This window comes from Streptomyces cyaneofuscatus (assembly GCF_042718795.1).
GTDB lineage: Bacteria > Actinomycetota > Actinomycetes > Streptomycetales > Streptomycetaceae > Streptomyces > Streptomyces cyaneofuscatus_A.
In genome coordinates, this window is record NZ_JBHXOX010000005.1 from 170068 (window position 1) to 184003 (window position 13936).

Annotated in this window: 13 protein-coding genes; 4 read left to right on the forward strand and 9 right to left on the reverse strand. The window is 71.9% G+C overall.

Annotated features, from left to right (window positions below; genetic code table 11):
• Window position 1: 1 nt before the first annotated feature.
• Window positions 2-535 (forward strand): alkyl hydroperoxide reductase, encoded by a 534-nt coding sequence (locus tag ACFWRT_RS06940; RefSeq protein ID WP_380950417.1) that lies wholly within the window; start codon window positions 2-4, stop codon window positions 533-535.
• 79 nt (window positions 536-614) lie between these two features.
• On the opposite strand, the gene ACFWRT_RS06945 is transcribed toward ACFWRT_RS06940, so the two are convergent.
• From ACFWRT_RS06945 to ACFWRT_RS06960, 4 genes are all read right to left on the reverse strand, one after another.
• Window positions 615-2024: an AI-2E family transporter gene (locus tag ACFWRT_RS06945; RefSeq protein ID WP_380950418.1), complete on the reverse strand. Its 1410-nt coding sequence runs from the start codon at window positions 2022-2024 to the stop codon at window positions 615-617.
• 120 nt (window positions 2025-2144) lie between these two features.
• Window positions 2145-2879, reverse strand: coding sequence for an aggregation-promoting factor C-terminal-like domain-containing protein (locus ACFWRT_RS06950; RefSeq protein ID WP_380950419.1), 735 nt, complete (start codon window positions 2877-2879; stop codon window positions 2145-2147).
• Window positions 2880-3276: 397 nt separating this feature from the next.
• Complete coding sequence (locus ACFWRT_RS06955; protein WP_380950420.1) at window positions 3277-4599, reverse strand: PhoH family protein; 1323 nt, start codon at window positions 4597-4599, stop codon at window positions 3277-3279.
• A 508-nt stretch (window positions 4600-5107) separates the two neighbouring features.
• Complete coding sequence (locus ACFWRT_RS06960; protein WP_380950530.1) at window positions 5108-5869, reverse strand: isoprenyl transferase; 762 nt, start codon at window positions 5867-5869, stop codon at window positions 5108-5110.
• Window positions 5870-6090: 221 nt separating this feature from the next.
• Between ACFWRT_RS06960 and mgrA the strand changes: the two genes are divergently transcribed.
• Window positions 6091-7140, forward strand: a complete 1050-nt coding sequence (gene mgrA, locus ACFWRT_RS06965) for an L-glyceraldehyde 3-phosphate reductase (protein WP_380950421.1) — start codon at window positions 6091-6093, stop codon at window positions 7138-7140.
• A gap of 515 nt (window positions 7141-7655) precedes the next feature.
• Window positions 7656-8873, forward strand: a complete 1218-nt coding sequence (locus ACFWRT_RS06970) for a winged helix DNA-binding domain-containing protein (protein WP_380950423.1) — start codon at window positions 7656-7658, stop codon at window positions 8871-8873.
• 22 nt (window positions 8874-8895) lie between these two features.
• Here the strand turns inward: ACFWRT_RS06970 and ACFWRT_RS06975 are convergent, their stop codons facing one another.
• From ACFWRT_RS06975 to ACFWRT_RS06985, 3 genes are all read right to left on the reverse strand, one after another.
• Window positions 8896-9348 carry a hypothetical protein gene (locus tag ACFWRT_RS06975; RefSeq protein WP_380950424.1) on the reverse strand — a complete coding sequence of 151 codons (453 nt, stop codon included), beginning with the start codon at window positions 9346-9348 and terminating at the stop codon, window positions 8896-8898.
• 127 nt (window positions 9349-9475) lie between these two features.
• On the reverse strand, window positions 9476-10330 hold the full coding sequence (locus ACFWRT_RS06980) for a class I SAM-dependent methyltransferase (protein WP_380950425.1): 855 nt from the start codon (window positions 10328-10330) through the stop codon (window positions 9476-9478).
• A 130-nt stretch (window positions 10331-10460) separates the two neighbouring features.
• Window positions 10461-11279 (reverse strand): prepilin peptidase, encoded by an 819-nt coding sequence (locus ACFWRT_RS06985; protein ID WP_380950426.1) that lies wholly within the window; start codon window positions 11277-11279, stop codon window positions 10461-10463.
• A gap of 103 nt (window positions 11280-11382) precedes the next feature.
• Here ACFWRT_RS06985 and ACFWRT_RS06990 point away from each other — a divergent pair, with 103 nt between their 5' ends.
• A complete protein-coding gene (locus ACFWRT_RS06990; protein ID WP_380950427.1) occupies window positions 11383-11784 on the forward strand; it encodes a DUF192 domain-containing protein in 402 nt (133 codons plus the stop codon).
• Window positions 11785-11810: 26 nt separating this feature from the next.
• On the opposite strand, the gene ACFWRT_RS06995 is transcribed toward ACFWRT_RS06990, so the two are convergent.
• A complete protein-coding gene (locus ACFWRT_RS06995; RefSeq protein WP_380950428.1) occupies window positions 11811-13013 on the reverse strand; it encodes a hypothetical protein in 1203 nt (400 codons plus the stop codon).
• A 247-nt stretch (window positions 13014-13260) separates the two neighbouring features.
• Complete coding sequence (locus ACFWRT_RS07000; protein WP_380950429.1) at window positions 13261-13854, reverse strand: hypothetical protein; 594 nt, start codon at window positions 13852-13854, stop codon at window positions 13261-13263.
• Window positions 13855-13936 lie beyond the last annotated feature (82 nt).

Sequence of the window (13936 nt, forward strand, 5' to 3'; positions counted from 1 at the left end):
CATGGCACTCGACGAACTGAAGTCCGCCATACCGGACTTCGCCAAGGACCTGAAGCTGAACCTCGGTTCGGTCATCGGCAACAGCGACCTCCCCAAGCAGCAGCTGTGGGGCACCGTGCTGGCCTGCGCGATCGCCTCGCGCTCGCCGAAGGTGCTGCGCGAGCTGGAGCCCGAGGCGAAGGCCAACCTCTCCGCCGAGGCGTACACCGCGGCGAAGTCGGCGGCCGCCGTCATGGCGATGAACAACGTCTTCTACCGGACCCGGCACCTGCTGTCGGACCCGGAGTACGGCACGCTCCGCGCGGGCCTGCGGATGAACGTCATCGGCAACCCGGGTGTGGAGAAGGTCGACTTCGAGCTGTGGTCGCTCGCCGTCTCCGCGATCAACGGCTGCGGCCAGTGCCTGGACTCCCACGAGCAGGTGCTCCGCAAGGCGGGCGTGGACCGCGAGACCATCCAGGAGGCCGTCAAGGTCGCCTCGGTGATCCAGGCGGTCGGTGTGACCCTCGACGCCGAGGCCGTACTCGCCGAGTAGTCACCCGCACCACCCCTGACACGGAGAAGAGCCCCGAGGACGACCGACCGTCCCCGGGGCTCTTCTTCCGCTGTTCCGCTTACGCCTGCTTATCCGGCGGCTCACCCTGCGACGGGTCCCGGCCCTCCGGCGGATCGGGGAACACGACCGGGGTGACGGGCTCGGGAGGCGGCCCTTCCAGCACCGCGTCCGGGGCGCCCGGCGGCCCGGTCGGCGCGACCCCCAGCGCGGTGGCCCCGTGCTGGCCCCCGACCGTGCGCGGGGCACCGTAGGACCGTAGGTAGCCGACCACCGTATTGGTGACCGCGACCAGCGGTACGGCGACGACCGCACCGCCGATGCCCGCGACCAGGCCGCCCGTCGCCACCGCGAGGACCACGGCCAGCGGATGGACCCGGACCGCCCGGCCGAGGATGAACGGCTGGAGGATGTGGCCCTCGATCTGCTGCACCGCCAGTACCACGACCAGTGCCCAGAGCGCGGTCCACACCCCCTCGGTGACCAGCGCGACGACCACCGCCAGCGCTCCGGAGACGACGGCACCGACGAGCGGGATGAAGGCGAACAGGAAGATGAAGACGGCCAGGGGCACCGCGAGCGGCACATTGAGGACGTACAGGCCGAGGCCGATGAAGATGGCGTCGATCAGCGCGACCAGCACCGTGCCGCGTACGTAGGCGGTCAGCGTCCGCCAGGCGCGCGGACCGGCACCGGCGACACCGGGCCGGGCGGCGGCGGGCACCAGCTTCAGCGACCACTCCCAGATGCGCCGGCCGTCGTAGAGCAGGAAGAGCGTGGAGAACATCGCCAGCAGCAGGCCGGTGAGGAACTCCACCATGAAGGTGACGCCCTGGAGGCCGGCGGAGGTGATCTCCTCCGTGTTGGTGCCGATGGTGTCGTTGAGGTTCTTGGCGATGTCGTTGATCTGCGACTCGGTGACGTGGAACGGGCTGTCCAGCAGCCAGCGCTTCAACTCGTCGATGCCGTCGCGGACCCGGTCGGAGAGCGTGTCGAGGTTCTCCATCACCTGCCACACCACGAACCAGCCGACCAGGCCGATGATGACGAACCCGAGGACGGCCGTCACGGCGGTGGCGAGCCCGTGCGGCAGCCCGTACCGCTTGAGCCGGACCACGGTCGGCTGGAGCATGGCGGTGATGAGCATCGCGGCGGAGAAGGCGAGCACCACCAGTTCCACGGCGGTGATCACCTGCATCAGCACCCAGAGCGTCCCGGCGAGGACGAGCAGCCGCCAGCCCGCCTCGGCCGCGACCCGCATCCCCCACGGAATGGCGGCGACCGGATCGGGTTTGGCGGCGACGGAGGGGGCGTACGTGGGCGGCGCGGGCACCTGACCGGGGTCCGCGGTGTCCGAGGAGCCGTGGGGGTCGTCGTCGCCGTGGGCGCGCGCCCGGCGCTCTTCCAGGCGTGAGCCCAGTTCCGTCAGTTCGGACCCGAAGCGGCCCAGCCAGCCTGGCAGTTTTGACATGTCTCTTTCCCTTCCCCCAACTTCGCTCCCCAGCGCTGCCAGGTTCGCCGGATGCGACCGTACACGCGCGAGGCCCCCCACCGCGTTCGCGGTGGGGGGCCTCGGGAGGGCTGTTCACCCCTAGTACCAGTTGTTGGCCTGCCAGAAGGACCAGGCGCCGCACGGGGAGCCGTAGCGGCCGTCCATGTAGCTGAGGCCCCACTTGATCTGGGTGGCCGGGTTGGTCTGCCAGTCGGCGCCGGCGGAGGACATCTTGTGGCCCGGCAGGGCCTGCATCAGTCCGTACGCGCCGGAGGACGGGTTGGTCGCGCGGTAGTTCCAGGTCGACTCGTGGTTCACGATGTTGCTGAAGCACTGGAACTGGTCGGCGGGGACCATCTGACGGGCCATCGCCTGCACCTGGGCCACGGAGTACGAGCCCTGCGCCGAGAACGAGGAGGCGTCGCGGACGGAGGACCGGCTGGCGCGCTCGGCCGCTTCCTCCTTCTCCTTCTTCTCCTTCTCCGCCTTCTCCTCGGCGAGCCGCTCGGCCTCGGCCTTCGCCTCGGCCGCCGCCTTCTTGGACTTGGCGTCCTTGGCGGCCTGGAGACGGGCGGACTCCTCGGCCGACTTCTTCGCGACGGCGTCGGCCGCGGATGCCTGGGCATCGGCCTGCTGCGTCAGCGAAGCGATCTGGACCTGGGCCTGCTGGCCCGCGGGGATGTCTGCGAGCAGCGTGGTGTCGGCTGCGGCAGCCTCGAAGTTGTTGTCGTCGGCGGCAGGTGCGCCGCCCGCAGCAACGCCTACGACGGCGCCAACGGTGGTGACCGCAGTGGCAGATGCCACGGCGAACCCCCGGACCGAGATCCGGCTCACATGGTGTCCTTCCAGCATCGTCCGCTTAGGTGACCTCGCGGGCGCGTTCGTGCCCCTGGCACTGGCCTCCCTACTGCATGGGTCACGGGAGGCACGGGCCCGATGGGCAACCCCGGTGAAAGGGTCGCCGCGTGGTACTCGCGGGCGGCATACGGCGGTCACGTGTGGAGTTGTGTGGTGCGTGGTGCGTGGCGCCTCTGGAGGTGCCCAAGTGCCGTATGCGGGGCCTGACGGAAGCAAGACTCTGCCGGACGGGGACGCCAGGGGGCAATTCTGTGTTGCGTGGGAAAGGTCACACCTCGTTTGGGCCATCCGTTTGACGGAAATGACGGCGCAACACGATGCCGCCCGGCTAAGCTCTTTGGCTCGCCGGGCGGCACGAACAAGGACATGCAGGTCAGATGTGGCCTTCCTCCAGCATTTCGGTCACCAGTGCGGCGATCTGGGAACGCTCCGAACGCGTGAGCGTCATATGTGCGAAGAGCGGATGACCCTTCAGCTTCTCGACCACAGCGACGACTCCGTCGTACCGGCCGACCCGGAGGTTGTCCCGCTGGGCCACGTCATGGGTGAGCACCACGCGTGAATTCGCCCCGATCCGGGACAACACGGTCAGCAGGACGTTCCGTTCGAGGGACTGCGCCTCGTCCACGATCACGAACGCGTCGTGGAGCGAGCGGCCGCGGATGTGGGTGAGCGGCAGGACCTCCAGCATCCCGCGCCCCAGCACCTCCTCGATGACCTCGCGCCCGGCGACCGCCGAGAGCGTGTCGAAGACCGCCTGCGCCCAGGGGCTCATCTTCTCGGCCTCGCTGCCGGGGAGATAGCCGAGCTCCTGGCCGCCCACCGCGTACAGCGGGCGGAAGACCATCACCTTCTTGTGCTGCTGCCGCTCCAGCACCGCCTCAAGACCGGCGCAGAGCGCGAGGGCCGACTTTCCGGTGCCGGCCCGGCCGCCCAGCGAGACGATGCCGACGTCCTGGTCGAGCAGGAGGTCCAGCGCGATCCGCTGCTCGGCGCTGCGGCCGTGGATGCCGAAGGCCTCCCGGTCGCCCCGCACCAGCCGCACATTGCCCTCGGCCGTCACCCGGCCGAGCGCCTTGCCGCGCTCCGACTGGAGGACGAGCCCGGTGTGGACGGGCAGCTCGGCGGCCTCGGGGACGTAGAGCGTCTCCTCGGTGAAGAGCAGGTCGACCTGCTCCCCCGAGAGGGACAGCTCGGTCATCCCGGTCCAGCCGGAGTCGGTGATGGCGAGCTCGGCGCGGTACTCCTCGGCGAGGAGGCCGACCGAGGATGCCTTGATCCGCAGGGGCAGGTCCTTGGAGACGACCGTGACGTCGTACCCCTCCGCCTGGAGGTTGCGCGCGACCGCGAGAATCCGTGAGTCGTTGTCCCCCAGCCGGTATCCGGCGGGCAGGACGCCGGGGTCGGAGTGGTTGAGCTCGACGCGGAGCGTCCCGCCCAGATCCCCGAGCGGGATCGGGGCGTCCAGCCGGCCGTACCGGATCCGGAAGTCGTCCAGCAGGCGCAGGGCCTGCCGGGCGAAGTATCCGAGCTCCGGATGGTGCCGTTTGGCCTCCAGCTCCGTGACCACCACGATCGGCAGCACGACTTCGTGCTCGTCGAAGCGGGCCATGGCTCCGGGATCGGCCAGCAGGACGCTGGTGTCGAGAACGTATGTGCGCCTGTCGGGCATGCGGCGCTTGCTACTGGTCACCACGGAAGGACGTACCCCCTCGGACGAGGTCGGGGAGTGCGACGAACGGTCGCGGAGCTTCCCGAAGGAGAGGACGGACCGGGATCGGGCCCCCTGTGCGCGGGCCGGACCACGGCCACCACGTCGGCCGCAGGCTGTCTGCGTCCACGGCTACGGGCCTTCGTGCGCAAAGGGCCTCCCGGGCGAGCGGACTGGGTGCCGCTCACTTGGATGCGACATCCGCCTGGTTGGTGACCGGATGTCGACCTGTCAGGGGTATTCCCTGTTCGGCCCGAAGCCATGCCGCTGCATATGACACGGTGTGGAGAAGTCCCGGTGGACGCGCGATGACTCCCCTATATACGCCCCTGCATGCGCGATGACTCCCCTATATGGAGGAGTCATCTATATAGGGGAGTCATCGGGCCATGCGGGTGAAGGGGGCCGTTCAGGCCCCGTAGCGGGCCGTTCAGGCCCCGTAGCGGGCCGTTCAGGCCCCGTAGCGGGCCGTTCAGGCCCCGTAGCGGGCCGTTCAGGCCCCGTAGCGCCGGTGGCGGGCGGCGTAGTCGCGCAGCGCCCGCAGGAAGTCGACCTTCCGGAAGGCCGGCCAGAAGACCTCGCAGAAGTAGTACTCCGAATGGGCGCTCTGCCAGAGCATGAAACCGGACAGGCGCTGTTCGCCGCTCGTCCGGATCACCAGGTCCGGGTCGGGCTGGCCGCGGGTGTAGAGGTGCTCGGAGATCAGGTCGGTGGAGACGATCTCGGCCAGCTCCTCGAAGGTCGTGCCCCGCTCCGAGTGCTCCAGAAGCAGCGAGCGCACGGCGTCCGCGATCTCCTGACGGCCGCCGTAGCCGACGGCGACGTTGACGATTATCCCGTCGACATGGGACGTCGACTGCTCGGCCTCCTTGAGCACCGTCTGCGTCTCGGCGGGCAGCAGGTCGAGGGTGCCGACGTGGTGGACGCGCCACCGGCCGTCGGCGGCGAGGTTGCGCACGGTGTTCTCGATGATGCCCAGGAGCGGCTTCAGCTCGTGCTCGGGCCGGTCGAAGTTGTCCGTGGAGAGCATCCAGAGGGTGACGACCTCGACCTCGGTCTCGCTGCACCAGCCGAGCAGCTCGGAGATCTTGTCCGCGCCCGCCTGGTGGCCCTGCACGGCCGAGCCGCCGGACGCCTTCGCCCAGCGGCGGTTGCCGTCGAGGATGACCCCGATGTGCTTCGGCACCTGGTCATGGTCCAGGCGGCCTTCCACCCGGCGCGCGTAGAGCCTGTACACCAGGTCGCGGAAGTTCACTGAGTTCACCCTCTCGGTTCCGTACGGGCCCGGGGCCCGCCCTCCCCGTCGCCGGGGGTCGTCCGGGGTCCGCCCTCGCAGGGGAGCGCCGCGCGGTCCGCACGGACCCGCGCGGGTACGAGCCGCGCCGCACGTCGGCTTTCCCCGAAGCCGCCACATTACTGCGATCGGGTCACGGGGGCCCAACCCGGTCTGTCACAACTCCGTGATAAGGAGGGAAAGTGACTGAATACCTCTCCCCAGAGCTCTCCTACCGCGCTGCGGATTCGCGCTACGACACGATGGAGTACCGCCGCACCGGCCGCAGCGGGCTCAAGCTGCCCGCCCTCTCGCTGGGCCTGTGGCACAACTTCGGCGACGACCGTTCGCTGGACTCCCAGCGGGCGATCCTGCGCCGCGCCTTCGACCTCGGGGTCACCCACTTCGACCTGGCCAACAACTACGGGCCGCCGCCCGGCTCGGCCGAGCTGAACTTCGGCAAGCTGTTCGCGCAGGATTTCGCCCTGTACCGGGATGATCTGGTCATCTCCACCAAGGCCGGCTATCTGATGCGCCCCGGCCCGTACGGCGAGTGGGGCTCGCGGAAGTACCTGCTCTCCTCGCTCGATGCCTCGCTGAAGCGGATGGGCCTGGAGTACGTCGACGTCTTCTACTCGCACCGCTTCGACCCGCACACCCCGCTGGAGGAGACGATGGGCGCGCTCGCGTCCGCCGTCCAGCAGGGCAAGGCGCTGTACGTCGGCGTCTCCTCGTACAACGCCGAGCAGACGGCCGAGGCGGCCGGGCTGCTGAAGGAGATGGGCGTCCCCGCCCTGATCCACCAGCCGTCCTACTCCATGATCAACCGCTGGATCGAGGACGACGGCCTGCTCGACACCCTGGAGGCGGCCGGAATGGGCTGCATCTCCTTCGTGCCGCTCGCCCAGGGCCTGCTGACCAACAAGTACCTGAAGGGCATCCCGGAGGGCTCGCGCGCCACCCAGGGCAAGTCGCTGGACCCGGGCCTGCTCTCGGACGAGGTCCTGCGCCGGCTGCGCGGCCTGAACGACATCGCGCAGGGCCGCGGCCAGTCGCTCGCCCAACTGGCCATCGCGTGGGTGCTCCGCGACAGCCGTATGACGTCGGCGCTGATCGGCGCGTCGAGCGTGCAGCAGTTGGAGGAGAACGTGGCGGCGCTGGCCGGACCGGCGCTGACGGCGGCGGAGCTGAAGGAGATCGACGCCTTCGCGGTGGACACCGAGGGGACGAACATCTGGGCGGGGCGCGGCTGAGGGCTGGTGCCGGCTCACGGGGGTCTCCGGGCGGACCGGTGGAGCTCCGGCTGAGTTCTGGTGGGGCCGGGCCCGTTTTGCTGCCCGGCCCGGGGCCGGGCAGCAAAACGGGCCGGTCCGTGGGGGGGATACGGACCGGCCCGAGGGGGGGGTTTCCACCATAACCCTTCGTAAGTCCTGCCGCGTGCAGCGCCACTCCGCAACTACTCTCCGGCTGCGCCGGACTCCGTAGGGCCGGAAGAAGGCCCGCCTGGGGCCGGAAGGAGGCCTGTCCGGAGGCGGGAGGAGGCCTGTCCGGAGGCGGGAGGAGGCCTGTCCGGAGGCGGGAGGAGGCCTGTCCGGAGGCGGGGAGGAGGCCTGTCCGGAGCCCGTCGGAGCCTGTCGGGCGGGGCTTCCGGGTCCGGATTCGTCTCCGGTATCGAGGGGGCGCGGAGCGGCGCAAGCTTGACGCCATGGGGAGCCGGGGGCCGCCGTTGCGGACAGAAGCCGGCCTGAAGGCGCTCTAGGTTCGTGCCATGACGACCCGCACCCGTGGATACGTGACCGTGACCTGGCCCGAGGCGAACGCCCGGAGGCTGGCCCGCCAGCACCTGTCGGGCCCGGCGCCCGGGCTCTCCCCCGCCGAGGCGGTCGGCGCGATGCTCGGTGCGCACGCCCAGGTGCTGTCGGCGGCCGAGCTCTCGGTCGGGTTGCGCGGTGCGGGGCTGCGCGGTGCGGGGCTCTGCGGCGCGGGGCTGACGCGCACGGACGTGCGTACCGCTCTGTGGGCCGACGACGCGGCCCGGCGGAGCCTGGTCAAGACGTTCGGGCCGCGCGGCACGGTCCACCTCCTGCCGGCGCCGGAGCTGCCGCTGTGGACCGGCGCGCTCTCCGCCGTACCGACGGGCCCGAATCCGTTCTCCAAGGACGCCCGGATGACCCCGGCGCAGGTGGAGGAGGTCGTGGCGGCGATCGGGCAGGCGCTGACCGGGGCGGAGCTCACGGTCGACGAGCTCTCCGATGAGGTCGTCGCCCGGACCGGGCCGTGGGCCGGGGACCTGGTGATGCCCGGCTTCCAGGAGATGTGGCCGCGCTGGCGGCAGGTCCTGCACCTGGCGGGGCACCGGGGCGTGCTGGCCTACGCTCCGAACCGGGGCCGCCGGGCGACCTACACGAACCCCGGCTGCACGCCCTTGCGGAGTGCGGAGGCGCAGGCGGCGCTGGTGGAGCGGTACCTGTACGCGTACGGTCCGGCCACCCCCGCCCACTTCGCCCGGTGGCTCGCCGCGCCGAAGCGGTGGGCGGAGGGGCTGTTCGCCGCGCTGGCCGGCTCCGGGGCGATCGAGGAAGTGGCGTTCGAGGACCCCGGGCCCGCCTGGGTGGTGGCGGGGGACACGGACTTCCCGGCCGATCCGGTACGGGGTGTGCGCCTGCTCCCCTACTTCGACGCGTTCGCCATCGCCTCGCAGCCCCGCGAGCGGCTCTTCCCCGGCCGGGCGTACGAGCGGGCGCTCGGGGGCGGGCAGGCGGGGAACTACCCGGTGCTGCTGGTGGACGGCACGGTGGCGGGCGTCTGGCACCAGCGGCGTTCGGGGAGGCGGATCGCGGTGACGGTGGAGCCGTTGGGGCCGCTGGAGTCGTTTCCGGCGGGGCGGCTGCGGGAGTTGGAGGAAGAAGTCGAGCGGGTGGGCACGATCATGGAGGGGCGGGCGGAGCTGACGGTGGGGGCGGTGTCGGTGGGCCCGCACGCGTAGGGCGCGTACACGTAGGGGGCTCTCAGTGCGGGTGGAAGCGGACCGCCAGCGTGTCTCCCGCCGCGACCACGAAGTCGCCTTCCTGGCAGCGGATCACCGCCTCGTGGACCTCGCCGCCCCCGTCCCTGCGCTCCAGCGTGCCGACGACCGTCCAGCCACCCTCGTACGGCACCGGCGGCAACTGCGTCAGCGGGGCGTGCTGCCACTGGTTCGCCGGTACGCACCAGTCGGGCAGCAGCGGCCAGGCGCCCGGGGTGACGCATAACGTCCAGTCGGAGGTGCAGGTCAGCAGGACGGACTGGCCCCCCTCGATCACGAACTCCACGGCCTCCGGCTCGCCCGCGCGCCCCTCGGGCCGGTAGAAGACCCCCTGCACGGCGGTGATCCGGGACCCCGTGAGCCAGTCGGAGTTGCCGCTCCGGGGACTCCGGGGGCGCCCGACCGGGCTGCCGTACTCTTCCCTCTCCACCGTCATGGCCGCTCCCCGTCTCCCTCGCTGGGCCTGCTCCCACCGTGTAGGACGGCTGCTCGCGCGATCGCGTTGCCTGGCGGGCAAGGCTGAACTGGCGTCCTTGGTAAGCAGGTTGACACTCGTTGGTACGTCACAGGGGCTTACGGGCCTCAATCAGGAAGCGGGTGGTGTGGGCGAGGAACGGCCCCTCCTCCTCGATCTTCCGGTGGAGTGCCGCCAGTTGGGGCCGGTACTGCTCGACGGTGAATCCCGGCACCATCCAGATCACCTTGCGGAGGAAGTAGACCACCGCGCCGATGTCGAAGAACTCGGTGCGCAGCCGCTCCGGACGCAGATCGACGACCTCCAGGCCGGCCGCCTCGGCGGCGGCGCGCGCGTCCTCCGGATCGCGGCCGCGGCGCACCTCGGGCGGCTGCGGGCCGAGGAAGAACTCGACGAGCTCGAAGACGCTCGCCGGGCCGACCTGCTGCGAGAAGTACGTACCGCCGGGGGTGAGCACCCGGGCGATCTCCTCCCACCAGGTGGTCACCGGATGCCGGCTGACCACCAGGTCGAAGGCCGCGTCGCCGAAGGGCAGCGGCGGCTCGTCCGCGTCCGCGACGACGACGGCGCCGAGGGGGTGCAGGAGGGCGGTGGCGCGGGCGATGTTCGGCGGCCAGGACTCGGTGGCCACGGTGACCGGCGGGAGCTTCGGCGCGGCGGCGAGCACCTCACCGCCGCCGGTCTGGATGTCGAGCGCGGCGCGGGCCTCGCCGAGCCGGCCGGCCATGGCGCGGGCGTACCCCCAGGAGGGGCGCTGCTCGGTGGCCCGGCCCTCCAGCCAGGAGAAGTCCCACCCGTCCACGGAGACGGAGCCGGCCTCGGCGAGGAGGGCCTCGAACCGGTCGCGGGAGGCGGCGGAGGCAGCGGAGGCGAAGGCCGGTGCGGAGTGAGGGGGCGGAGAGGCAGGAGGGGGCGGAGGGGGCGGAGGGGACTGTTCGGACATACGGGGATCGTGCCAGGCCGGGGGCGGGTGGCGCGAATGGATTCCGGGGCGTACGGGTCCCGGGGCGTAGGGGTTCCGGGGCGTAGGGATTCCGGGGCGTAGGGGTTGTTCAGCTGCCGGGGCCGGGGGCTCAGGCCGCCAGAGCGCCCAGCAGGACACCGGCCAGCGCCCCCGCGATCATGAACGGGCCGAACGGGATGCCGGTCTTGCGCCCCGCGCGTCGGAGCAGGACGAGCCCGAGCCCGTACGCCGCGCCGAACAGGAACCCGGCGAACCCGCCCAGGAACAGCACCTCCCAGCCGTACCAGCCGAGGGCGACACCCAGGGCGAGGGCCAGCTTCACATCGCCGAAGCCCATGCCGTTGGGGTTGATGAGGAAGAGCAGGAGGTAGAAGCCGCCGAGCACCAGCCCGCCGAGGAGCCCGGAGGTCCAGGATCCGGCGTGTCCGGGGAGGAGCGCGGCCCCGCCCAGGAGGAGGACGGCCGCGGCGGCCAGGGGGAGGGTGAGCGGGTCGGGCAGCCGGTGGACGCGGCGGTCGACGGTGGCGAGGAGGACGGCGGGCGGGGCGAGCAGCAGCCACGCGGCCAGCTCCGGCCGGGGCCCGGTGGCGGCGGCGAGCGCCAGGCAGGCGAGGGCGGTGACGAGGGGGACGAGGGTGCCGGGGGCGTACGGGAGGGGGGCCTCGGCCTCGTCCCCGTACGGGACGGGGGCTTCCGCCTCGTCTCCGTACCGTACGGAGGCCTGTGTGCGGGGTGCACGGGATGTGCAGGGCGTGCAGCGGGCCGGGCCCCACCAGCCGCCGAGCGGGCCGGTGAACGCGTGCCCGGCCGGGCAGGCGGTGCGCCAGGGCTCCTCGGGTTCGACGGCGAACCGGTACGCGGCGCGCGGGATCAGCAGTCCGGTGGCACCACCCCAGACAGCGGCGACGGCGAGCAGCACGAGGTCCACGCCACGACCCTAATCGGCCGCGCGGGCAGGGGGCTTGGGTCCTGGGGCCCACTCGGACCGTTCGGGACCCAGGGGCGGGCGCCGGGGGTTACGGTCGGTGCCCATGAGGACTTGGCGTGATGGCGACGGGACGCTGACGGTCGGCGGGGACGCGGGGGCCCGGGAGGTGCCGCTGCGGATAGCGGCCTCGTACCGGTCCCGTACGCGCGGGCTGCTGGGGCGGGACGGGATCGACGGGGCGTTGCTGCTCACGCCGGCCGGGAGCGTGCACACCTTCCGGATGCGGTTCGCCATCGATGTGGCGTACCTGGACCGGAAGTTCACCGTACTGGCGGTCCGCACGATGAAGCCCGGCCGCCTCGGCCTGCCGCGCCTGCGCTCGCGCCATGTGGTGGAGGCGGAGGCGGGGGCGATGGAGCGGTGGGGGGTGCGGCCGGGCGTCCGGGTGGAGCTGCGGGCGCTGGGCACGTCCTGGGGGAAGGCCGCGGCGCCCGGTGCCCCGTAAGGCGTGGGGCGCCGCCTGCGGAGCGCCTACGGAGGGCCCGCGCCGAGCAGGGTCCAGGCGCCGTAGGCCGCCGAGGCGCAGGCCAGTGCGGCGATGACGGCGGCCGTGCGTCCCGTGCTCCGCAGCCGTACGAGGGCGGCGGCGGGCGGGAGGAGCAGCGGGAACGCGGGCATCATCAGGCGGGGCCGGGAGCCGAAGTACCCGGCCCCGATGAGCGAGATGACGACGATCGCGATGCCGTAGACGAGGAGGGGCAGTGGCTGCCGCTGCCGTACGCAGAGCACCACCAGCCAGCCGAGCAGCCCGAGCGCCGCGCAGAGCCCGAGCGCGGCGGGCAGCGGCAGCCCGGCGATGAAGGCGGCGAGCGCGCGGCCGCCGTCGATGCTGTTGCCCCACTGCGCCTGGACGTCGAAGTACGCGACCGAGCTGCCTTCACGTACGGCGACGAACACCACGTACGCCAGCCAGCCCAGCGGCGCGAGCGCCACTCCGGCGATCATGCGGGCGTTGCGGCGGAGCGCCGGGCCGATGCCGCTCCCGGCGCGGATCTCCCGTACGAGGGTGACCGCGGCCGTGATCGCCAGGGCCGCGATGAGGGCGGCGGCCGAGGGGCGGGTGAGTCCGGCCAGGACGCAGAGCGCGCCCGCGACGAGCCAGCGGCCCTTGAGGACGGCGTACAGGGCCCAGGCGGCCAGTGCGGTGAAGAGCGTCTCCGTGTACGCCATCGACTGGACGAACGCGGTCGGGTAAACGCCCCAGAGCGCGGCCAGCACCACCCCCGTACGCCGCCCGTACAGCTCCGCCCCGACGGCGAAGATGCCCCAGGCGGCGAGCAGCCCGGCCGTCCAGGCGACCAGGAGGCCGGCGCCGCCGAGGGTGAGCGGGGTCACCTCGGAGATCCCGCGCTCCAGGGCGGGGAGGAGGGGGAAGAAGGCCAGGTCGGAGTGGAGGGCACCGTCGGGGAGGGTGACGGTGTAGCCGTAGCCGTTCTCGGCGATGCGCTGGTACCAGACGGAGTCCCAGCGCCCGGTGAGCCGCGCGAGGGGGTCCTTGCCGGAGGCCTGGGCGGCCGCCCAGAGGACCAGGAGCCCGAGAGCCCGGACGGCGGCGTAGACCGCGAGCGCGGGCGCGGCGGCCCGGAGTGCGGCGGCCGTGCGGGGGCCGGGGCCGCGGGGGTGCGGGGGCGGGGCGCCGGGCATCCGTCGGGTACGGAGCTGGTGATCGGACATATTGCCGATTATCTCCTTCGGGGCGGATGCTCCTGGCCTCGGCGCCTTGAGGACTCGGGGGTGGGGGTGGGGACGGTGATGGTGGCTCGGGGACGGTGGCTCGGCCGGGGCGGCGGCTGATCGGCTTCCTTGATCGGTCTCCTTGATCGGCCTCCTTGATCGGTTACGACGGGAGGCGCCAACTCCCCTCACCAGCAGGCGCCTTGGGTCCGAGGGCCCACGCTCGGGGCACATGCGGCCGCCGTGCTCACAGGCTGGGGACGGCGCTCCCGAACACCTTCCAGGGCGAGATCGTGACGGAGTCCATCACGGTCAACTGCGGGTGCCTGTGGGCGATTTCCTCCCGTACGGCGACGGCGTCCGGCCAGGAGTCGAGGGGCGCCGAGCCCTCGATGACGACCCCGTCCCAGTCGGTGCCGGCCGTCGCGCCGCTCCGGTCGACGACGAAGCCGATGCAGAGCACGGAGGCCCGGCCGACGGTCCGCCGGATGGCGCTCACCGCCCGTTCCCGCTCCACCGGCGGCAGCTCCCCCACGGAGAACTCGACGGCGACGACGCCGCCGCGCGCACGCCGTATGCGTACGAGGAGGTCGGGGCCTTCGTCCACCCACAGCCGGAAGCCGACCTCCTGGAGCCTTTGCAGACCGGAAAGGTAAAGAAGCTGCTCGCGTGTCACCGGCGAACGGGCGCCCGACGAGGGGTGGTCCAGGCTGACGAGCACGGTCCGCCCGGTCACCGGATGCCGCGGGCGAAGCCCTTCCGCCTCCAGGTCACCCAGGAGTGTTGCGGCGTCCAGCCGGGTCCAGCCCAGGTGGTACGAGTGGAAGAACCCGACACCCATCGACGTCCCCGTCCTCATCACGACATGAATCTGGTAATTCGCGTGCACAAATGCAAGAGGAGGGGGTCGCCAGCACCTCCGA

Coding starts and splice junctions, on each gene's coding strand:
- ACFWRT_RS06970 (WP_380950423.1), top strand. CDS start 7,656: ATGACGACCCGCACCCGTGGATACGTGACCGTGACCTGGCCCGAGGCG.
- ACFWRT_RS06995 (WP_380950428.1), bottom strand. CDS start 13,013: ATGTCCGATCACCAGCTCCGTACCCGACGGATGCCCGGCGCCCCGCCC.
- ACFWRT_RS06980 (WP_380950425.1), bottom strand. CDS start 10,330: ATGTCCGAACAGTCCCCTCCGCCCCCTCCGCCCCCTCCTGCCTCTCCG.
- ACFWRT_RS06990 (WP_380950427.1), top strand. CDS start 11,383: ATGAGGACTTGGCGTGATGGCGACGGGACGCTGACGGTCGGCGGGGAC.
- ACFWRT_RS07000 (WP_380950429.1), bottom strand. CDS start 13,854: ATGGGTGTCGGGTTCTTCCACTCGTACCACCTGGGCTGGACCCGGCTG.
- ACFWRT_RS06940 (WP_380950417.1), top strand. CDS start 2: ATGGCACTCGACGAACTGAAGTCCGCCATACCGGACTTCGCCAAGGAC.
- ACFWRT_RS06945 (WP_380950418.1), bottom strand. CDS start 2,024: ATGTCAAAACTGCCAGGCTGGCTGGGCCGCTTCGGGTCCGAACTGACG.
- ACFWRT_RS06975 (WP_380950424.1), bottom strand. CDS start 9,348: ATGACGGTGGAGAGGGAAGAGTACGGCAGCCCGGTCGGGCGCCCCCGG.